General features: G+C 73.7%; 15 protein-coding genes. 3 read left to right on the top strand and 12 right to left on the bottom strand.

Features of this window, described 5'->3' with window-relative positions:
- Window positions 1–29 precede the first annotated feature (29 nt).
- From ACZ4M8_RS27945 to ACZ4M8_RS27910, 8 genes are all read right to left on the bottom strand, one after another.
- The gene (locus ACZ4M8_RS27945) at window positions 30–1,757 is read right to left on the bottom strand and encodes an MFS transporter (protein WP_467612187.1); all 1,728 of its coding nucleotides are present in this window, start codon (window positions 1,755–1,757) and stop codon (window positions 30–32) included.
- A gap of 99 nt (window positions 1,758–1,856) precedes the next feature.
- Window positions 1,857–2,891: a class II fructose-bisphosphate aldolase gene (gene fbaA, locus ACZ4M8_RS27940; RefSeq protein WP_467612184.1), complete on the bottom strand. Its 1,035-nt coding sequence runs from the start codon at window positions 2,889–2,891 to the stop codon at window positions 1,857–1,859.
- A gap of 255 nt (window positions 2,892–3,146) precedes the next feature.
- A complete protein-coding gene (gene pyrE / locus ACZ4M8_RS27935) occupies window positions 3,147–3,689 on the bottom strand; it encodes an orotate phosphoribosyltransferase (RefSeq protein WP_399088798.1) in 543 nt (180 codons plus the stop codon).
- A gap of 43 nt (window positions 3,690–3,732) precedes the next feature.
- Window positions 3,733–4,569 (bottom strand): aldose epimerase family protein, encoded by an 837-nt coding sequence (locus ACZ4M8_RS27930; protein ID WP_467612180.1) that lies wholly within the window; start codon window positions 4,567–4,569, stop codon window positions 3,733–3,735.
- 69 nt (window positions 4,570–4,638) lie between these two features.
- Window positions 4,639–5,613: an SRPBCC domain-containing protein gene (locus ACZ4M8_RS27925; RefSeq protein ID WP_467612177.1), complete on the bottom strand. Its 975-nt coding sequence runs from the start codon at window positions 5,611–5,613 to the stop codon at window positions 4,639–4,641.
- 132 nt (window positions 5,614–5,745) lie between these two features.
- A complete protein-coding gene (locus ACZ4M8_RS27920; protein ID WP_467612174.1) occupies window positions 5,746–7,401 on the bottom strand; it encodes a polyamine aminopropyltransferase in 1,656 nt (551 codons plus the stop codon).
- Window positions 7,402–7,604: 203 nt separating this feature from the next.
- The gene (locus ACZ4M8_RS27915; RefSeq protein ID WP_467612171.1) at window positions 7,605–8,123 is read right to left on the bottom strand and encodes a DUF2617 family protein; all 519 of its coding nucleotides are present in this window, start codon (window positions 8,121–8,123) and stop codon (window positions 7,605–7,607) included.
- Between the two features lie 481 nt (window positions 8,124–8,604).
- The gene (locus ACZ4M8_RS27910) at window positions 8,605–8,853 is read right to left on the bottom strand and encodes a hypothetical protein (RefSeq protein WP_467612168.1); all 249 of its coding nucleotides are present in this window, start codon (window positions 8,851–8,853) and stop codon (window positions 8,605–8,607) included.
- Window positions 8,854–9,006: 153 nt separating this feature from the next.
- On the opposite strand from ACZ4M8_RS27910, the gene ACZ4M8_RS27905 reads away from it, so the two are divergent.
- Window positions 9,007–10,191 (top strand): pyridoxal phosphate-dependent aminotransferase, encoded by a 1,185-nt coding sequence (locus ACZ4M8_RS27905; RefSeq protein ID WP_467612165.1) that lies wholly within the window; start codon window positions 9,007–9,009, stop codon window positions 10,189–10,191.
- A 34-nt stretch (window positions 10,192–10,225) separates the two neighbouring features.
- Here ACZ4M8_RS27905 and ACZ4M8_RS27900 read toward each other — a convergent pair whose 3' ends face one another.
- The 4 genes from ACZ4M8_RS27900 to clpB form a co-directional block, all read right to left on the bottom strand.
- Window positions 10,226–11,893 carry an LCP family protein gene (locus ACZ4M8_RS27900; RefSeq protein ID WP_467612162.1) on the bottom strand — a complete coding sequence of 556 codons (1,668 nt, stop codon included), beginning with the start codon at window positions 11,891–11,893 and terminating at the stop codon, window positions 10,226–10,228.
- A complete protein-coding gene (locus ACZ4M8_RS27895) occupies window positions 11,890–14,025 on the bottom strand; it encodes a bifunctional polysaccharide deacetylase/glycosyltransferase family 2 protein (protein ID WP_467612158.1) in 2,136 nt (711 codons plus the stop codon). The genes ACZ4M8_RS27900 and ACZ4M8_RS27895 overlap by 4 nt, the downstream gene beginning before the upstream one ends.
- A 300-nt stretch (window positions 14,026–14,325) precedes the next feature.
- Window positions 14,326–14,859 (bottom strand): YbjN domain-containing protein, encoded by a 534-nt coding sequence (locus ACZ4M8_RS27890; RefSeq protein ID WP_467612155.1) that lies wholly within the window; start codon window positions 14,857–14,859, stop codon window positions 14,326–14,328.
- Between the two features lie 86 nt (window positions 14,860–14,945).
- Window positions 14,946–17,582: an ATP-dependent chaperone ClpB gene (clpB, locus tag ACZ4M8_RS27885; protein WP_467612152.1), complete on the bottom strand. Its 2,637-nt coding sequence runs from the start codon at window positions 17,580–17,582 to the stop codon at window positions 14,946–14,948.
- A gap of 349 nt (window positions 17,583–17,931) precedes the next feature.
- Between clpB and ACZ4M8_RS27880 the strand changes: the two genes are divergently transcribed.
- Together ACZ4M8_RS27880 and ACZ4M8_RS27875 are read left to right on the top strand one after the other, a co-directional pair.
- Window positions 17,932–18,513, top strand: a complete 582-nt coding sequence (locus tag ACZ4M8_RS27880) for a Uma2 family endonuclease (protein WP_467612149.1) — start codon at window positions 17,932–17,934, stop codon at window positions 18,511–18,513.
- 168 nt (window positions 18,514–18,681) lie between these two features.
- Window positions 18,682–19,086 carry a TIGR03618 family F420-dependent PPOX class oxidoreductase gene (locus tag ACZ4M8_RS27875; RefSeq protein WP_467612146.1) on the top strand — a complete coding sequence of 135 codons (405 nt, stop codon included), beginning with the start codon at window positions 18,682–18,684 and terminating at the stop codon, window positions 19,084–19,086.
- The last annotated feature ends 101 nt before the right edge of the window (window positions 19,087–19,187 follow it).

Genomic DNA, 19,187 nt, shown 5'->3' with positions numbered 1-19,187 from the left:
GCCGCCCGGACCGCCGGACGCCCGGTGCCCTACGCCGCCCCGCCGCCCTCCGGCCCCGTTCGCTCCGGGTCCGACCGGCCCGGCGGCTCCGGCGGGCCGGACGCCTCCGCGCCGGGGCCGGGCGAGCCGCCGGGGCCCGGCGGCATTCCCGCACCCGCCACCGGCTCCACCGCCGCGTCCCCCGGGTCGAGCGGCGGCGCCCCCACCCCGCAGTGGTACGTGCACTCCGGGTGGCACGGCGCCCCGTGGCCGGCCCCGGGACCGGCCGCCACCGCCGCTCCTCCGCCCGTCCCGGGGGTCGCCGTCTCCGCCGCCCCGACCGCTTCCGGCGCCGCGACGGGCTCCGGCTCCGCCGGCACCGTCCGTACCGCCACGCACGCGATCACCGCGCCGACCAGCAGCACCCCGGCGCACCACGGCATCGCCCGGCGGAACGCCGCCTCGAACGCGTCGGCCGAGCGGTACGCCTGCGGGCCCATCCCGGCCAGCAGCGGCAGCGCCGCGACGGCCACCAGGCCCGCCGCCCGCGCCGCCGCGTTGTTGATCCCGCTGGCCAGTCCGGCGCGGTCCACGTCGACCGAGGCCAGCACCGTCGCGGTCAGCGGCGCGACCAGCGTCACCATCCCAGCGCCCAGCACCACCAGCGCCGGAAGCACGTCCACCACGTACGACGCCCCGGCGCCCACCCGCGTCATCAGCAGCATCCCCACCGCGCACAGCAGCGGGCCCACGGTCAGCGGGATACGCGGCCCGATGCGCTGTCCCAGCTCGCCCGAGCGGGCGGAGAGCAGCAGCATCAACGCCGTCGTCGGCAACAGCGCCGTGCCCGCCGCCAGCGCCGAGTACCCGGCCACCACCTGGAGCTGCACCACCGCCAGGAAGAAGAACCCGCCGAACGCCGCGTAGACGCACACCGTCACCGCGTTGACCGCGCTGAACTGCCGGATCGCGAACAGCTCCGGCGGCAGCATCGGCGCCGCCCGCCGCCGCTCCACCACGACGAACGCCACGCCCAGCGCCACCCCCACGACGCCCGGCACCACCACCCCCGCCGACAGCCCCCGCCCCGGCGCCGCGATCAGCGCGTACGTCACCCCGGCGAGCGCCAGCGCCCCCAACACCGCGCCCGCCACGTCGAACCCGGCGCGCGCCGCCGCCCGCTCCCGGGTCTCCGGTACGTACCGGAGCGCGACGGGGACGCAGACCGCGGCCAGCGGCACGTTGAGGAAGAAGACCCAGCGCCAGCCCGCGCCGTCCACCAGCCAGCCGCCGACGAACGGGCCGATCGCCGTGGCCACCCCGCCGAGCCCGGACCAGGCGCCGACCGCCCGCGCCCGGTCGTCCGGCCGGAACACCGTCTGGATCAGCGCCAGCGAACCCGGCGTGAGCAGCGCCCCGCCGACGCCCTGGAGCGCCCGCGCGGCGATCAGCACCCCCGACGTCGGCGCCAGCCCGCACAGCAGCGACGCCACCGCGAACCACACCACCCCGGCGAGAAACACCCGACGCCGCCCGTAGCGGTCCCCCAGCGCCCCGCCCAGCAGGATCAGCGAGGCGAGCGTGAGCATGTACGCGGTGATCGTCCACTGGAGAACGCCCAGGTCGGCGTGGAGATCGTCGCCGATGTGGGGCAGCGCGACGTTCACCACCGTGCTGTCGAGCATCGCCATGCCCGATCCCAGGACAGCGGTCAGCAGCACCCAACGGCCCTGCGGTGAGGCCAGGCGGACGCCCCCGGACGGACTCGGCATCGTCATACCGCGAGCATGCCCACCCCGGCCGCGGATTCCCGCCGGGCGCACGCACGAGGGCCCCGCACCACCCGGGTGCGGGGCCCTCGCAGGAGCGGTGTCAGCTCACTTCTGGAGCGTGGTGCCCGTGGAGCGCAGGTTGGCGCACGCCTCGGTGACCCGCTTCGCCATACCGGCCTCGGCGAGCTTGCCCCAGCTGCGGGGGTCGTAGACCTTCTTGTTGCCGACCTCGCCGTCGACCTTCAGGACGCCGTCGTAGTTGCGGAACATGTGGTCCGCGATCGGGCGGCTGAACGCGTACTGGGTGTCGGTGTCGAGGTTCATCTTGACGACGCCGTTCTCCAGCGCGGTGGTGATCTCCTCCTCGGTGGAGCCGGAGCCGCCGTGGAAGACGAAGTCGAACGGCTGCGAACCGGCCGGCTTGCCGTACTTGGCGCTGACGCCCTCCTGGAGGTCCTTGAGCAGCTCCGGGCGGAGCACGACGTTGCCCGGCTTGTAGACACCGTGGACGTTGCCGAAGGAGGCGGCCAGCAGGTAGCGGCCCTTCTCGCCCAGGCCCAGCGCCTCGGCGGTACGCAGCGCGTCGTCGACGGTGGTGTACAGCTCGTCGTTGATCTCGTGGCTGACGCCGTCCTCCTCGCCGCCGGTCGGGGTGATCTCGACCTCAAGGATGATCTTGGCGGCGGCGGCCTTGGCCAGCAGCTCCTGGCCGATGGCGAGGTTGTCGGCGAGCGTCTCGGCCGAGCCGTCCCACATGTGGGACTGGAACAGCGGGTTCTGACCCTTGGCGACCCGCTCCGCGGAGATGTCGATCAGCGGGCGGACATAGCCGTCCAGCTTGTCCTTGGGGCAGTGGTCGGTGTGGAGCGCGACGTTGACGCCGTACTTCCCGGCCACGACGTGCGCGAACTCGGCGAGCGCCACCGCGCCGGTGACCATGTCCTTGCTGTACTGGCCGCCCAGGAACTCCGCACCACCGGTGGAGATCTGGATGATGCCGTCGCTCTCCGCTTCGGCGAAGCCGCGCAGCGCCGCGTGCAGCGTCTGCGTCGAGGTCACGTTGATGGCGGGGTAGGCGAACTTGCCCGCCTTCGCCCGGTCGAGCATCTCGTTGTAGATCTCGGGAGTTGCGATGGGCATCTGTCCGCTCCTTGTGAAGTACGGGTATGCGTTTAGGCCCTGACCTGGGGGCGACGACCGCGCCGCCCTCATCTTCCCAGACGCCCCGGATCGCTCCGCGGCGCCCGCCGGACCGGACACGCCGAAGGCCGGCTGTTTCACGTGAAACAGCCGACCCCCGAAGCAAAAGCACTGGTCAGCGCGGTGGCGTACGGGAGAGCCGACGCCACCTGCCGGGTCCCGGCCACGCGCGGCGGGCCGGGCGGCCCTGGATTATCAGGCCAGTCCGAGGTCACCGAGGCGGTAGCCGGTGAGGTACGGCAGACCGGCCCCGGCGATGGCGTCGGCGGCACCCCGGTCGACGATCGTGGCGACCGCGACGACCTCGGCGCCCGCCTCACGCGCCGCCTCCACCGCGGTCAGCGGCGAACCGCCGGTGGTCGAGGTGTCCTCGACCACGAGCACCCGGCGGCCCTTGATGTCCGGGCCCTCGATCCGGCGCTGCATGCCGTGGGTCTTCTGCGCCTTGCGGACGACGAACGCGTCCAGGCGGCGGCCGCGCGCGGCGGCGGCGTGCAGCATCGAGGCGGCGACGGGGTCGGCGCCCAGCGTCAGACCGCCGACCGCGTCGTACTCCAGCTCCGCGGTCAGGTCCAGCATCACCTGCCCGACCAGCGGCGATGCCGCGCCGTCCAGGGTGATCCGGCGGAGGTCGATGTAGTAATCGGCCTCCTTGCCGGAGGAGAGCGTCACCTTGCCGTGCACCACGGCCTTGTCCTTGATCTGCTGCAGCAGCGCGCCGCGTACGTCCTCGGTCATGGGCACGAGCTTAATTGGGCCGGTACCAGGGGATTCGCGCCGGTCAGGCGAGCGGGCGCCAGCTGAACGTGGTGGAGACCTCCAGCGGATCGATCGGGGTGACCAGCCGCGGCAGGGTGTTGAGGCCGTTGGGCGGGCCGGACTGCGGCTCGACGCAGACCGCCGCCTCCTGCTCGTCGTAGACCACGACCCACTCGGCGCGGCTGGTGACGGTCAGCTCCAGACGTCCGGGCCAGGTCACGGTCGCGGCGACGCCCTGCGGCATACCGAAGCAGTCGTCCCAGGGGCCGGGCCGCGGATCGATCCGGCGGCCGGTCGGCAGGTGGTCCTCGCCCCGCTCCTCCTGCCACGCCGCGTCGAAGGACAGCTCCACGGGCGCGCCGCCGTCGTCGAGCCGCCGGACGAACCACGGGTGCCAGCCCGCCTGCGCGGGGAACGAGTCGGCCGTCGCCTCCACCCCCAGCGTCAGGGTGAGCGACCGGCCGTCCTCCGCCAGCTCCACGAGCTGCGTGACGGTGCCGGGGTAGGGCCAGGGGGCGGCCGGGTCGGTGAGGTCGTAGGTGAAGGTGGCGGCCCGCTCGCTTCGGCGGACGGTGCGCCAGCGCAGGTCACGGCCGGTGCCGTGGATGGCGTGCGGCGGGGAGTTGACCGGCATCCGGTGCAGCTCGGCGCCGTTGCGGAACTCCCCGTGGTCGATCCGCCCGCACCACGGGACCATCGGGAAACAGCCGTACTTCGCGCCCTGCCGCAGCAGTTCGATGCCACCGGTGCGCAGACCGGAGAGGCGGCAGCCGTTGTCCGGCTCGATGTCGACCTCGGCGTCGCCCGCGGTCAGCCGTACGGCGTTCCGCCGCGCCTGGGAGGTGTTGTCCGTACTCACACCGCCCGACCCTAGGCGATGCCGCCGCGTCCGCCGCGGAACGGCCGTCGCCCGGGGCCGGCCCCGGGGTCAGCGGCGGCGGCGCAGCGCCCGGCCGACGACGACCGCGCCCGCCAGCGCCACGGCGGCGGCCGGCGCCGCCCAGCGCAGCGCCGCGGAGGCGGTACGGGTCTCCGGCGCGGGCACCGGCGCGTACCGGCCGCGTGGCGGGGCGTGGTCGACCTCCTCGGCGCTGCGGCCGATCATCGTGCGCCGTGCGTGCGCCGCCTCGGCGGGCACCGCGTCCTCGTCGTCGCCGTCGAAGTGCTGCCCGTCGTACGTCTGCCCGTCGTAGTTCTCCCCGTCGACGACGCCGTCGGGGCCGTCGGGGAACGCCTCGTCGTCCGCGTCCGGCCCGGAGTCCGCCTCCCGGGCGAGCGAGGACGGCGGGACCTCGGCGTCGAAGATGCCGCCGTGCGGGCGGTCGCCGTCGGACGGGCCGGGTGCGCCGGTCGCGGAGCCCTCGTCCCCGGAGACCCCGGGGCCCTCGGCCTCCGGCCCGGAGGCGGGGGCGGGCGGTACGGCGTCGTCGGGCGCGTCCGCCGCACCGGTGTCCGTCACCGGGTGGCGGGCCAGATCGGCGGCGAGATGGTCGGCGAAGCGGTCGAGGAGGCGGCGGCCGGCGGTCAGCGCCTGCTGGGTACCGGCCTCGGCGAGCCGCCCCTCGCTGCGCACCGTGCCGGAGCAGGAGAGCGCCGTACCGGACTCGGCGGGCGCCAGCCGGACGGACAGGGTGACGGCGACGGTCCCGGCGCCGCGCGCCTCCGTGCCGCGCGCCTCGACCGTGGCGTCCGCGCCCGCCCGGCCCGGGGACGCGACCGTCAGCGTGCCCCGGTAGGTGATGGTGGAGCCGCCGACGCGCAGCCGCAGCCGGCCCTCGGGGCGGTCCGGGTCGGCCTCGGCGTCGAGCTGGGCGCCGGGCACGCAGCGCGCGACCCGCGGCGCCTCGCCGAGCGCCCGCCGGACCGCCGGGACGGGGAACGGAACGTACATCTCGTGCTCCATGGCTGGGAGCCTAATTCCTTTGCCCGCACCGCGGGGAGCCGTCAACGGGTGTCCGCGGTGATGTGGTCCGGACCGTCCGGCGGCCCCGGGGCCCGTTCCGGCGTGGTCGCCCGGCCGCTCGCCGCGCCGCCGTCAGCCGTAGCGCGGATGCATCAGCGTCGACGGCGGCAGCCCGTCGATGCGGGCGCGGGTCAGCGCCCGCGCCCCGGCGCGCAGGGTGGCGCGGAGCCCGGCCGGGAGCCGGGGCGCGGGCGCCGCCGCCTCCCGCGCGCGGTGCCCGGCCAGGATGAAGCCCCAGTCCCCGGAGCCGTCCGGCCCGGGGCCCGGGGGCGCGCCGTCCGGCCCGGGGCAGCGGTACGGCATCGTCGCCAGCCCCGCCGCCCGCAGCGTCGCCTCGACCGTCCAGAACACCCGGGGCCGGACCCCCGGCGGCCCGGCGTGCACCGCGAACCGCCCGTCCGGCGCCAGCAGCCGCGCCACCAGACCGTAGAACTCCTGGGAGTAGAGCTTCGTCCCGGCGGTCGCCCGGGGGTCCGGCAGGTCGGAGACGATGACGTCGTACGGGCCGCGGCACCGGCGTCCGCAGCGGGTGCTCGCCGTGCGCAGCCAGTCGAAGGCGTCGGCGGTGACGAGGTGGACGCGCGGGTCGTCCAGGGCGTGATGGTTGAGCGCGGCGAGTCCGGGGTCGGTGCGCGCCAGGCGGGTCATCCCGGGGTCGAGTTCGACGACGGTGACCGAGCGGACCGCGCGGTGGCGCAGCACCTCGCGGACGGCCAGCCCGTCGCCGCCGCCGAGGACCACGACGCGGCCGTGCGGTCCGCCGGCGAGCGCGGGGTCCACCAGGGCCCGGTGGTAGCGGAATTCGTTGTCCGCGCGGACCTCCAGCCGGCCGTCCAGATAGAGCGCGAGCGGTCCGCCGGAACCTTTCCTCCCGTGTCCCGCACCGCCCGGCTCCCCCACGCCGCCGGTCATCACGACCTCCTGGACGCCGGTCTGCACCACGACCCGGGCGGCCGAGCCGTACACCGCGTGCCGGGCGGCGCGCTCGAACGGCGCGACCAGCAGGACGGCCACCGCGAGCAGCGCCAGCACCAGCGCGTTGACGGCCAGCAGCCGGCGGCGGGCGCGCCGGGTCAGATCACGGCGGAAGAGCCACAGCACCAGCGCGCCGCCCGCGACCGCGTTGACCGAGCCGGTGACGAGCGCCCCGGTGAGCTGGCCGAGCACCGGCAGCAGCAGGAAGGGGAACGCCAGCCCGCCGACGAGGGCGCCCACGTAGTCGGCGGCGAAGAGATCGGCGACCGCGCCGCCCGCGTCCTGCTGCCGCACCCGCTGGATCAGCGTCATCAGCAGCGGCACCTCGGCACCGATGAGTACCCCGATGACCAACGAGAAGCCGACGAGCGCGGGGCGGGACTGGCCGCACCACGCGAAGCAGGCGTACAGCGCCATCGCCGAACAGCCGCCGACCAGTGCGAGCCCCGCCTCGATCGCGCCGAAGCCGACCGCCGCCCGGCAGCGCAGCCGCTTCGCGAGCAGCGCCCCGATCCCCATCGCGAAGACCATCACCGACAGCACGACGGACGACTGGGTGACCGAGTCGCCGGTCAAGTAGGAGGCCAGGGCGACCAGTTCGAGTTCGTAGACCAGGCCGCAGGCGGCGCAGACGAAGACCGCGGCGAGGACGAGCAGCCGGCCGGGCCCGGACCGTACCGGCAGCCGCGCCGGGCGCAGGACCTCCGGCGGCCCGAAGGGGGTGATTGGGACGGGCTCCTGCGGATCGATCATGAAATGAACGCTACGTGACGGTTCCGTGCGCATTCGTCACCCACAAGAGTGCAGTAAGCCTGCTACACACGGGAGTTGGATGATTGTGGTGCACAGGGGGCGCCCGCCCGCCGCCGTGCGCGGGCCCCGCACTTCCCCCGCCGCGCCCCCCGTCCGCCGGACACACCCCGCCCCCGCCCCCGCCGCATCCGGCGGGCTCCGGCTCACACCGGTGCGGGGATCCGCACGCCCACTCTCGTACGGGTGGTGACCAGGCGCCCCTCCTGGGGGTAGGAGTGCCAGGTACGCCAGCACACCTCGCCGTGGCGACGCTGGGCGAGCATCGCGGTGAAGGCGTGCGGTGAGCCGGGGAACGTCCCGGCCAGACCGTGCGGGTGCTCGGAGACCAGCGCGAGCAGCTCCTGTGCGCGCCCGGCGAACGAGCCGCGCGACAGCGTCTCGACATGGGCGGCGAATTCGTACTCCCAGTCACCCAGGCGCTTGGCCACGCCGAGCGGGAGGGGGGTGCTGCTGCCCGGCATGCAGGCGACGGTCTCGGAGCACGTACCGCGCTCCTCCTCCAGCAGCACCTGGTGGGAGGCCCCCAGAAGCCTCAACTGCACCTGGGAGTCGTTCAGTTGGAGATCGAGAACGGCCAGGGCGGGCAGGGGTTCCCTGCCGAGCGCCCAGGCAAGATCTGATGCACGGGTATCGGTATAGGCCGTTGTCAGGGTCGTGAGCATGGGTCGGCTCCGCAAGCACGCAGTGGATGGGTGGGCCGGCCCGCCCCGGAAAACGTCAGGGAATCTGTCTGCCGGCTCGCGCCCACGCGGTATGAGAACTGGGGGATTCTCACTGAAGAGGGAACCACGAATGCCCGGCCCCCACAGCGGAATTTCCCGTCTTCACCGGGTTTCCATCCCTCAGAGGGCCCATCAGATCATTTGTTCAACCGCCAAGCACACAAGGGGTCTTGTGCCGATGAACGGGCCGCCACGACGAGGCGGGCGCCGCGTTCGCGCGGCGGGCCGGGACGAAGACGGTGGCCACGGCGCGTACGCGGGCCCGCGGGACGGACGCCGCCCGGCGGGCGGACGGGCGTGACACCGGCGATACCGCGGCCCCCGGGCCGCCCGGCGCTCCCCGCGACACACCCCAGCGCACGCCGGTGCCCCGTGCGACGGCTCCGCGCCCCGGGCGGAGCGCCCCGCCCCGGGAGCCGCCTCAGGACGAGCCGCCACCACAGGACGAACCGCCACCGCCGCCGCAGGAGGAACCGCCCCCGCAGCCGTGGTGCCCGCCACCGCCGCAGCCGTGGTGCCCGTGATGTCCGCCGAGGTGGCCGGAGCCGGAGTCACCGCCCGCGACCCACCAGCTGCCCGACCGGCTCCGGCCCCGGCCGGAGCCGCGGGACGCGGCGGACACGATGCCGACCACCGCCACCACGATCAGCAGGAAAAGCGCCACACCCATCCGCCCGCACCCCTTTTCCGTTCCCCCGAGCGGGAGCCCCGCGGGCGCGTCGCCGCGCACCGGTGATCCCTCCGTGCCGGGGCTGATGCCCTGGCCTCCGGTGGCTCAAAGCGCAGTTGAGGAAGACCAGAGGTTCGGCGGAGGATGGCGCACATGGACCGACCGCTGCTCAACCGCCGCCTGGCCGAATTCGGTACGACGATCTTCGCCGAGATGTCCGCGCTCGCCACGCGGACCGGCGCGATCAACCTCGGCCAGGGCTTCCCCGACACCGACGGCCCGGAGGAGGTCCGCGAGGCCGCGGTGCGCGCGCTGCGCGACGGCCGCGGCAACCAGTACCCGCCCGCCCCCGGCGTCCCCGAGCTGCGCACCGCGATCGCCGCCCACCAGGAGCGCTTCTACGGCCACCTCGGCCTGAGCCACGACCCCGACACCGAGGTCCTGGTCACCACCGGGGCCACCGAGGCGATCGCCGCCGCGCTGCTCGCGCTGGTGGAGCCCGGCGACGAGGTCATCGCCCTGGAGCCGTACTACGACTCGTACGCCGCGTGCGTCGCGCTGGCCGGTGGCCGGCGGGTGCCGGTGACGCTGCGCCCGCGGCCGGAGTCCGGGACGTACGCGCTCGATCTGGACGAGCTGCGGGACGCGGTCACCGACCGCACCCGGCTCATCATGCTCAACTCCCCGCACAACCCCACCGGGACGGTGCTCTCGCGCGAGGAGCTGGCCGAGATCGCCCGGCTCGCCTGTGAGCGGGATCTGCTGGTCGTCACCGACGAGGTCTACGAGCATCTGGTCTTCGAGGGTGCGCACGTGCCGATCGCGTCGTTCCCGGGGATGCGGGAGCGGACGGTGACGATCAGCTCGGCGGGCAAGACGTTCTCGTTCACCGGCTGGAAGGTCGGCTGGGTCACCGCCGCCCCGGAGCTGGTGGCCGCGGTCCGCGCCGCGAAGCAGTTCCTCACCTTCTCCTCCGCCGGGCCGTTCCAGCACGCGCTGGCCGAGGCGCTGGCGCTGCCCGACAGCTACTACACCGGGCTCCTGGAGGACCTGCGCGCCAAGCGCGATCTGCTCGCCGACGGACTGCGCGCGGCCGGGTTCGCGGTCTACCCGCCGCAGGGCACGTACTTCGTCACCGCCGACGTCCGGCCGCTGGGCCACACCGACGGCCACGCCTTCTGCCGGGCGCTGCCCGAGCGCGCCGGTGTCGTCGCCATCCCCAACGCGGTCTTCTACGACCACCGGGACCAGGGCGCGCCCTTCATCCGGTTCGCGTTCTGCAAGAAGACCGAGGTGCTCGAAGAGGCCGTGGTCCGGCTCAAGGGGCTGACCGCCTGACGGGGCGCGCGGGCGCGCCCCGTCAGGGTGCGGTTCAGCCGGTGACCGTGACCGGGCGGTCCGCGCGCAGTTCGGCGAAGAGGCGGCGGGACTTCGCCTTGTCCCAGACGACGACGCTGCCCTTCCTCGTGCCCACGCCGAAGCCGGAGATGGGCACGTTGAGCTGCTTGCCGCGGCCCGAGGACGCGTCGTGCAGCGCCTCGAAGAGGCGGGTCAGCCGGGGCAGCCCGGTGGACGAGTCCACGATCAGGGTGCCGAGGCCCGCACCGGCGGTGCCGATGAGGGCGGACGGGTTGAGCAGGACGTCCCGGGAGGCCGCCTTCGCGGCGAGGGCGGCCAGGAACTTCCGCTGGTTGCGGGAGCGCCCGAGGTCGCCCTGTTTCTCCTGGTGGCGCTGGCGTACGAAGGCCAGGGCCTGGCGGCCGGAGAGGGTGTGGCAGCCGCGGGTGAGGTCGAGCCCGGACTTCTCGTCGACCACGTGGCGGTCCACGCACATCCGCACCCCGCCGACCGCGTCCACGATGTTGACGAACCCGGCGAAGCCGATCTCGGTGTAGTGATCGACCCGGAGGCCGGTGTTGGACTCGATGGTGCGGACGAGGAGTTCGGGCCCGCCCAGCGAGAACGCCGCGTTGAGCTTGTTGCGGGCGGCCCGGTGGTGGATGCCGGTGCGCGGGTCGACGTAGGCGGGGATCACCACCCAGGAGTCGCGCGGCAGGCTGGTGATCGTGGTGCCGTGGGCGCCGGTGTGCAGCACCATCATCGAGTCGGTGCGGCGGCCCTCCGCGTCGATGCCGGAGCCGGTGTGCATCTCCTCGGCCTGCCGTGCGGTGAGCCCGGCGCGGCTGTCGGAGCCGACGATCAGATAGTTGGTGCCCTTGCCGGGCGCGGGCCGGCCGGGCAGTGCGGACAGGTCGAGCCGGTCGTCCAGCCGGGAGTCGGCCCAGGCGTACGCCCCGGCGCTGCCGCCCAGCACCAGGACGAGCAGGGCGCAGCAGGCCCGGACGGCGCGCCCCACCCGGGTCCGGCGGCGCCGGGACGGGCGGCGCCCGCGCCGGGGCAGCCCGACCGGCGGCGCGTCCGGCAGCACCGCCTCCGCGTCCGCCGGGTCCAGCGGATGCGGCTCGGGCACCCCGGCGGCCCCGGCGTCGTGCGGCGCCAGGGGCTCGGGCACGTACCCGCCGGGCTCCGGGCCGTACGGCACCACCTCACCCGTGGCGGGCGCCGGATACTCCGGGGCGTACGGCGCCGGCGGGTCGGGGGCGTATCCGACGGGGTCCGGGGCGTACGGCGCCGGGGGCTCGGGCGCGTACCCGACGAGGTCCGGGCCGTGCGGTGGCCGGGTGCCGGTGGCGGGGCCGGCAGGGGCGGGTGCGTACGCCGTCAGCGGTTCGCGGGCGCAGGTGCCGGGGCGGTGGGGCGCCGCGGGCTGCGCGAAGTACCCGGTTCCGGTCGGGAACGCGGCGGACAGGGGGTCGGCGGCGGGGGCGTACCCCGGGCCGTACGTTCCGGCGGGGCCCGGTCCGTACTCCCGGCCGTACTCCTGGCCGTACTCCCGGACGTACTCCTGGTGCCCTGCGAAGTGGGGGGTCGCAGGCCACCGGTCGTATCCGGCGGGAGGCAGGTGGGGGTCGGCGGGGGGTGGTGGGTCCGTAGGGGATGTGGGGGATGTGGGGGATGTGGGGGGATACAGGGTCGTCACCTCGTAACGGTCAGACTGCGGCGGTCGTGGGGGCCGCCGATGTGCTGGGCCGCCGCGGCGGCCGTACCGGAGCGGTGCATGCGCTGCCACTTCAGCCGGCTGCCGGTCACGAAGGCGACCACCGACTGGAGGACCACGAGGTACATCAGCTGCCGGTAGACCAGCAGTTGGAAGGGGAGGGCCCACAGCGGACGCCGGGACTCCCCGTCCAGCCGCAGCGCGTACGCCGCCACGGCGATCTGCACCGCCAGGAACCCGAACCACGTCACGACCGACTTCACCGGGCTGTCCGTGAACAGCACGCTGTAGAGCATGAAGACGTCGATGACGGGCGCGAGCAACGGCAGCAGAACCTGGAAGAGCAGGAGATACGACAGCCCGCGGCGTCCGAAGCGGCCGGCGTGGCCGACCTCCCGGAGGGCGCGGCGGTGCTTCCACATCGCCTGGAGGGTGCCGTAGCACCAGCGGTAGCGCTGGCGCCACAGCTGCCGCAGCGTGGTCGGCACCTCGGTCCAGGCGATGGCGTTCTCCTCGTAGACCACCCGCCAGCCGGCCCGCCACAGCGCCATGGTCAGGTCGGTGTCCTCGGCGAGGGTGTCCTCGCTCAGACCGCCGACGCCCATGAGCGCGTCGATCCGGAACGCGCCGATGGCGCCGGGCACCGTCGGCATGCACTCCAGGACCTCGAACATCCGGCGGTCGAGGTTGAACCCGAAGACGTACTCCAGGTGCTGCCAGCGGCCCAGGAGGCGGGTGCGGTTGCCGACCTTGGTGTTGCCGCTCACCGCGCCGACCGCCGGATGGGCCAGCGGCTGGATCAGCCGCTCGATCGCGTCCGCCTCGAAGACGGTGTCCGCGTCGACCATCACCACGTACGGGGAGCGGGTGTACGCCAGCCCGTGGTTGAGGGCGGCGGCCTTGCCGGAGTTGGGCTGGCAGAGCACCCGCACCCGCGGGTCGCGCTCCGCGTACCCCTCCGCGATCTCCACGGTGCGGTCGGTGGAGCCGTCGTCGATGACGAGGATCTGGAGCCGCTCGTGGGTGGAGGCGAGGAGGGAGCGGAGGGTGGTGCCGATGCCCGCCTCCTCGTTGTACGCCGGGACGAGGACGGTCACCGGGTCGGTGATCTGCCGCAGCCGGGGCGCGCCGGGCCGTTCCCGCTCCAGCCGTCTGACGTGTGCGCGGGCGAAGAGCACCAGCGTCACCAGCCGGAACAGGCCGAGGGCGGCGGCGATCGTCAGCACCCAGGTCAGGGCGGAGACGGAGCCGCGGCCCAGCTGCTGGAACCAGATCAGCGCGGTGCCCAGCCAGCGCTGCGGGGCGGCCACCTCGGTCATGGCGGGTTCGGTGGCGCCGGTGCCCGCCGAGACGGTGGTGAAGCGGCGGGCGCCCGGGTCGGCGAGCAGCTGCTGGGTCTCGCGGTAGGCGAGCGAGGTCAGGCTGAACTGCCGCACCAGCCCCTGGGCGGGCTTGCGGCTGGAGCGGTCCGCCGCGACCAGTGTGTAGCCGTGGGCGGAGGCGCGCTGCGCCGCCTGCCATTCGCGACCGCACAGGGTGGCGACCGTGGTGGTCATCGGCATCCGCAGCAGTGTCGTGCGGAATCCGGCCGCCCCGGCGAACGCGCCCTGGGTGAGCCGGAACTCCAGGGCGCGGCGCACCCCGGAGGCGTTGCCGAGGTCGGCGCCGGTGTAGGAGTGGGAGCCGATCTCGTGGCCCTCGGCCCGGATCCGCCGGACGAGGTCGGGGTACTGCGCGGCGTCCGCCCCTTCGAGGAAGAAGGTGGCGTGCGCGTGGTGCTTCTTCAGCAGGTCGAGCAGTTTCGGCGTCCAGTACGGGTCCGGGCCGCCGTCGTAGGTGAGGGCGACGGTGCCGGCGGGCATCGAGGTGGAGCGCGCCGTGTCGCCGTTGACGGTGAGGACGGGGCCGGCGTCCGCCGCGGCGGCGGGCACCGGGCGGGTGCAGTCCTGTTTGGTCTTGGAGCCGTCCACCTCGTTCTCGGTCCAGCCCTGGAAGAGCAGGGCCCCGAAGAGGACGGGCAGGGTCAGGGCGAGGAGGAGCCAGTGGGCCCGGGGGTCCCTCGCCTGTTTGTGGCGGGCCGCGCCGTTACCGGTCGCTTTGCCGCGGGCCGCCATCAGCGGCGGACATCACGGCTGTGCGGGTCACCGTCGGCGCCGCCCGATCTGCTCCGGTCCTGCCGCGGCGCCCGTATTCGCCACCTGGTATCCACTGTCCGTTCACGCATGGCAGGGGAGTGTATCCGGGGCCTACCGGCGAGTTGGAGATCCGGTTCCCGCCATGGTGCGCCGGTACGTTGCGGAACGGGCACCGGCTTCCATATGCGGGGAAAAGCGGGTGTTCACCGCCTGCCGGACATGCCGCGGGCCCCCGGAACGGAGGCGTTCCGGGGGCCCGCGGCAGGCGTCGGGGGCGGGTCAGCCCTCGTCGTCCGGCTTGTCGTCGCCGGAGTCGTCGATCTCGGACTCCAGACCGAGCTGCTCGATGACCCACTTGTCGAACTCGATGGAGGCGCGGACCCAGCTGACGGTGCTCGACACGAAGTGTTCGAGCGCGACACCGGTGCCGACCAGCATCGACGCCTCACCGATCAGCCGGACGGTGCCGTCGTCGTGGGTGTGGGTGTACGCCTTGGGCCACAGGGTGCGGCGGTTCCAGTCGTCGATCGCCTCCAGCAGCTTGGCCTTGTCCTCCAGGCCGTGCGGGCGGTCGTAGAAGGTGCGGACGGAGAAGATCTGCTGCTCCTCCTCGCCGCGGAACATGAAGTACGTGCGGAACTGCTCCCACGGGGCGGCGAGGTCACCTTCCTCGTCGACGACGTACTTCAGCTCCATCTGGTCGAGGAGCTGCTTGACCAGATCCTGGTCGGGCACGACGGGACCCTCAGGCCCGGTCGGCTGCGGTTCGGGCTGGCCCCCGAAATTCGGAATCGAGGACGGGTCGATGCTCACCGTGGAATTCCCTTCGTATGGTCTGCGTCATCCTCCACCATGCCCGCCCCGTCCTGGCAACCCCCGGCGGGGCGGGGCACGGCGCGTCAGTCCCGGGCGGCGGGGACGGACGTCACGGCGAGGTGGTCGCCGTCGACGTCGACGGTGACGGTGTCGCCGTCCAGCACGTCGCCCGCGAGGATGGCGCGCGCCAGCTGATCGCCGATGGCGGTCTGCACCAGGCGGCGCAGCGGCCGGGCACCGTACGAGAGGTCCGGCGCCGGGGCGTCCGCGACCGGCTCCTGGCCGAGCCAGGCGAGCCAGGTCAGGGCCGCGTCGGTGACGTCGAGGGTGAGGCGGCGGTCGGCGAGGCGCTTTTGCAGGTGGTCGATCTGGATGCGGGCGATCCGCTGGAGCTGGTCGGTGCCGAGCGGGTGGAAGACCACGAGGTCGTCGAGGCGGTTGAGGAACTCCGGCCGGAACGACGCCCGGACACTCTCCAGCACCTTCTCCTTCTTCTGCTCCTCCTTGAGCAGCGGGTCCATCAGGAAGTTCGAGCCGAGGTTGGAGGTGAGGATGAGGATGGTGTTCCGGAAATCGACGGTACGGCCCTGGCCGTCGGTGAGCCGCCCGTCGTCGAGGACCTGAAGCAGGACGTCGAAGACCTCGTGGTGGGCCTTCTCCACCTCGTCCAGCAGCACCACGGAGTACGGGCGGCGGCGGACCGCCTCGGTCAGCTGACCGCCCTCCTCGTAGCCGACGTAGCCGGGAGGCGCGCCGACGAGACGGGCGACGGAGTGCTTCTCGCCGTACTCCGACATGTCGATGCGGACCATGGCCCGCTCGTCGTCGAAGAGGAAGTCGGCGAGCGCCTTCGCCAGCTCGGTCTTGCCGACGCCGGTGGGGCCGAGGAAGAGGAACGAGCCGGTGGGCCGGTCCGGGTCGGCGATGCCGGCGCGGGTGCGGCGCACCGCGTCGGAGACGGCGCGCACCGCCTCGCCCTGGCCGATGAGCCGCTTGCCCAGCTCGTCCTCCATGCGCAGCAGCTTCTGCGTCTCGCCCTCCAGGAGGCGGCCGGCGGGGATGCCGGTCCAGGACCCGACGACGTCGGCGATGTCGTCCGGCCCGACCTCCTCCTTCACCATCGACTCGGCGGACGCCTCCTGCTCCGCCTCGGCCGCCGCGGCCGCCTCCAGCTCCTGCTCCAGGCCGGGGATCTCGCCGTAGAGCAGCTTGGAGGCGGTGTCGAAGTCGCCGTCGCGCTGCGCCCGCTCGGCCTGTCCGCGCAGGTCGTCGAGGCGTTCCTTCAGCTCACCGACGCGGTTGAGGCCCTGCTTCTCCTTCTCCCAGCGGGCGGTCAGTCCGCGCAGCTCCTCCTCCTTGTCGGCGAGGTCGCGGCGGAGCTTGGCCAGCCGGGCGACGGAGCCGGCGTCGGTCTCGTTCCGCAGCGCCAGCTCCTCCATCTTCAGCCGGTCCACGGACCGCTGGAGCTCGTCGATCTCGACGGGCGAGGAGTCGATCTCCATCCGCAGCCGGGACGCGGCCTCGTCCACGAGGTCGATGGCCTTGTCCGGCAGGAAGCGGGAGGTGATGTAGCGGTCGGAGAGGGTGGCGGCGGCGACCAGCGCGGAGTCGGCGATGGCGACCTTGTGGTGCGCCTCGTAGCGTCCCTTGAGCCCGCGCAGGATCGCGACGGTGTCCTCGACGGTCGGCTCGGCGACCAGCACCTGCTGGAAGCGGCGCTCCAGCGCCGGGTCCTTCTCGATCCGCTCGCGGTACTCGTCGAGCGTGGTCGCGCCGACCATCCGCAGCTCACCGCGGGCCAGCATCGGCTTGAGCATGTTGCCGGCGTCCATCGCGGAGTCGCCGCCGGCGCCCGCGCCGACGACGGTGTGCAGTTCGTCGATGAAGGTGATGATCTGGCCGTCGCTGGCCTTGATCTCCGCGAGGACGGTCTTCAGCCGCTCCTCGAACTCACCGCGGTACTTCGCGCCCGCGACCATCGCGCCGAGGTCCAGTGCGACCAGCCGCTTGTTCCGCAGCGACTCGGGGACGTCGCCCTTGACGATGCGCTGGGCCAGCCCCTCGACGACGGCGGTCTTGCCGACGCCGGGCTCGCCGATCAGCACCGGGTTGTTCTTCGTCCGGCGGGAGAGGACCTGCACCACCCGGCGGATCTCGTGGTCCCGCCCGATGACCGGGTCGAGCTTGCCCTCGCGCGCCGCCGCCGTGAAGTCCGTACCGAACTTCTCCAGCGCCTTGTACGTGCCCTCCGGGTCGGCGTTGGTGACCCGGCGGTCCCCCCGGGACGCCTCGAACGCGGCGAGCAGCTTCTTCGCGGACGCGCCCTGTTCGTCGAGGAGGGTGCCGGTGGCGCCACCCTTGGCCGCGATGCCGATGAGCAGGTGCTCGGTGGAGACGTAGGCGTCGCCCAGCTCCTTGGCGCGGCGGGCGGCGTCGGTGAGGACGGCCAGCAGCTCACGGTCGGGCTGCGGCGGCGCGACCGTCGAGCCCTGCACGCTGGGCAGCGCGGCCAGGCGCCGCTCGGCGCCGCCGCGCAGCACCGCGGCGTCCGCGCCGACGGCGGCCAGCAGATCGATGATGTTGGCGTTGCTGTCGGCGGGTCCGGCCAGCAGCGCGAGCAGCAGATGGGCGGATGTCATGTCCGCGTGCCCGGCGGTGATCGCCCGCTCGTTGGCGGCGCTCAGCGCCTCCCGGCTCTTGTTGGTCAGCTCGGCGTCCACGGTCGCGGGGTCCTCCTCGTGCTCGGCGTTCTCGTCCTGTACTGCCGGTCCGCCCGGCGGCGGGCGCGTACGGGGCGTATGACGCGTCCGGTACATGCCCTGGTTGGCGTCCAGTAAGTTGAGTATACTTCACTCAAGGCGGAAGTTGAGCGGGATCGACTCAAGAACGCGGGAAAGGGCGGGCCCGGCCGAAGCCTCCGCGGCGGGCCGGACGGGACCCTCGCGTCGGCCACGGCGCCCGGGTTCCCCGGCCCGCGCCTTGCCACACCTACGGGTGAACCGTCCGCATATGCCAATGGCACCCCATGCCCGGCGCCGACACTGGCCTCGACCGCAATGGAGGTGCAGCATGACAGCTATGGCATATGAGCCGACGGCGACCGACCGACAGAACCTCCTGAACGACTTCCTCGGCATGGAAACCCCCCGCGGGTTCCGCGCCGAGTTGATCGAGGGGCAAATTGTTGTGTCACCGCCGACCGACGGGGATCACGAGGACTACCTGGACCTCATCAACGACCAGGTGAAAGCGGCGTCCGCGACCCGCATGCAGATCTCGGGCGGAAAGGGTCTCGTCCTTCCCGGTGCCGATCCCGGCCTCACGAACCGAGTCATCCCGGACGCCACGATGGCCCCCTGGGCCCTACGTCTCTTCCGGGGCGCTCCCCCGTGGATGCCGCCCGACGGCGTCGCGCTGGTGGTGGAGGTGACCAGCAGCAACGCCGAGCGGGACCGCATCGCCAAACGCCACTGCTACGCCCGCGCCGCCCTCCCCCTCTACCTCCTCGTCGACCGCGAGACCTCCACGGTCACGCTGTTCAGCGACCCCGAGGGGGACGACTACCGCGAGTCCCACTCGATCCCCTTCGGCAAACCGCTGCCGCTGCCCGCGCCGTTCTCCTTCACTCTGGAGACCGGCGACTTCCTCTGAGGCAGGCACCCCGAGGAGCCGGGCCGCCCGCACGGGGCCCGGCCCCTCGCCGTACGCGAGCAGGAACCCACCGCCGTACGGGCAGCGGCCCGCCCGTCGGGACGCCTGCGGACACCTCCCGCCCTACGGGGAAACAGGCGCCCCCGACCCCCTCGCTACGCTTCCCCCATGGCCCACGATCTCGCCGACCTCAGCCCCGCCTACCTCGCCTTCTGGAGCGAGCGCGTCGTTGCGACGCTGACCACGCCGCGGGCCGACGGCTCCCCGCACGTCGTGCCGGTCGGGGTGACGTACGACGCGGAGCAGCGGATCGCGCGGATCATCACGCGCGGCGGCAGCACCAAGGCGCGGAACGTCCGGGCCGCCGGGACCGATGGCGCACGGGCCGCGGTCTGCCAGTTCGCGGGGCGGCGCTGGGCGACGCTGGAAGGCACCGCCCGGGTCCGGGACAGCGCGACGGCGGTCGCGGACGCCGAGCGGCGGTACGCCGAGCGGTACGGCCGGACGCCGACCCCCAACCCGGAGCGCGTGGTGATCGAGATCGCCGTGACCCGGGCACTCGGCCGGGCCTGAGCCGACGGGACCAGGCAGCACGGCCACCCCCGGCCCACCCGGAACGCGGCAGGCCCACCGGTCCGGAACGGGCCGCCGACCGGCCCGGACCCCGGGCACCC

The sequence above is a fragment of the Streptomyces sp. NPDC027185 genome, assembly GCF_055567035.1.
The sequence above is the reverse complement of the archived record's forward strand: the minus strand, read 5'-3'. Positions and strand labels throughout refer to the sequence as shown.

Coding starts and splice junctions, on each gene's coding strand:
- ACZ4M8_RS27945 (WP_467612187.1), bottom strand. CDS start 1,757: ATGACGATGCCGAGTCCGTCCGGGGGCGTCCGCCTGGCCTCACCGCAG.
- fbaA (WP_467612184.1), bottom strand. CDS start 2,891: ATGCCCATCGCAACTCCCGAGATCTACAACGAGATGCTCGACCGGGCG.
- pyrE (WP_399088798.1), bottom strand. CDS start 3,689: ATGACCGAGGACGTACGCGGCGCGCTGCTGCAGCAGATCAAGGACAAG.
- ACZ4M8_RS27925 (WP_467612177.1), bottom strand. CDS start 5,613: ATGGAGCACGAGATGTACGTTCCGTTCCCCGTCCCGGCGGTCCGGCGG.
- ACZ4M8_RS27920 (WP_467612174.1), bottom strand. CDS start 7,401: ATGATCGATCCGCAGGAGCCCGTCCCAATCACCCCCTTCGGGCCGCCG.
- ACZ4M8_RS27915 (WP_467612171.1), bottom strand. CDS start 8,123: ATGCTCACGACCCTGACAACGGCCTATACCGATACCCGTGCATCAGAT.
- ACZ4M8_RS27910 (WP_467612168.1), bottom strand. CDS start 8,853: ATGGGTGTGGCGCTTTTCCTGCTGATCGTGGTGGCGGTGGTCGGCATC.
- ACZ4M8_RS27905 (WP_467612165.1), top strand. CDS start 9,007: ATGGACCGACCGCTGCTCAACCGCCGCCTGGCCGAATTCGGTACGACG.
- ACZ4M8_RS27895 (WP_467612158.1), bottom strand. CDS start 14,025: ATGGCGGCCCGCGGCAAAGCGACCGGTAACGGCGCGGCCCGCCACAAA.
- ACZ4M8_RS27880 (WP_467612149.1), top strand. CDS start 17,932: ATGACAGCTATGGCATATGAGCCGACGGCGACCGACCGACAGAACCTC.
- ACZ4M8_RS27875 (WP_467612146.1), top strand. CDS start 18,682: ATGGCCCACGATCTCGCCGACCTCAGCCCCGCCTACCTCGCCTTCTGG.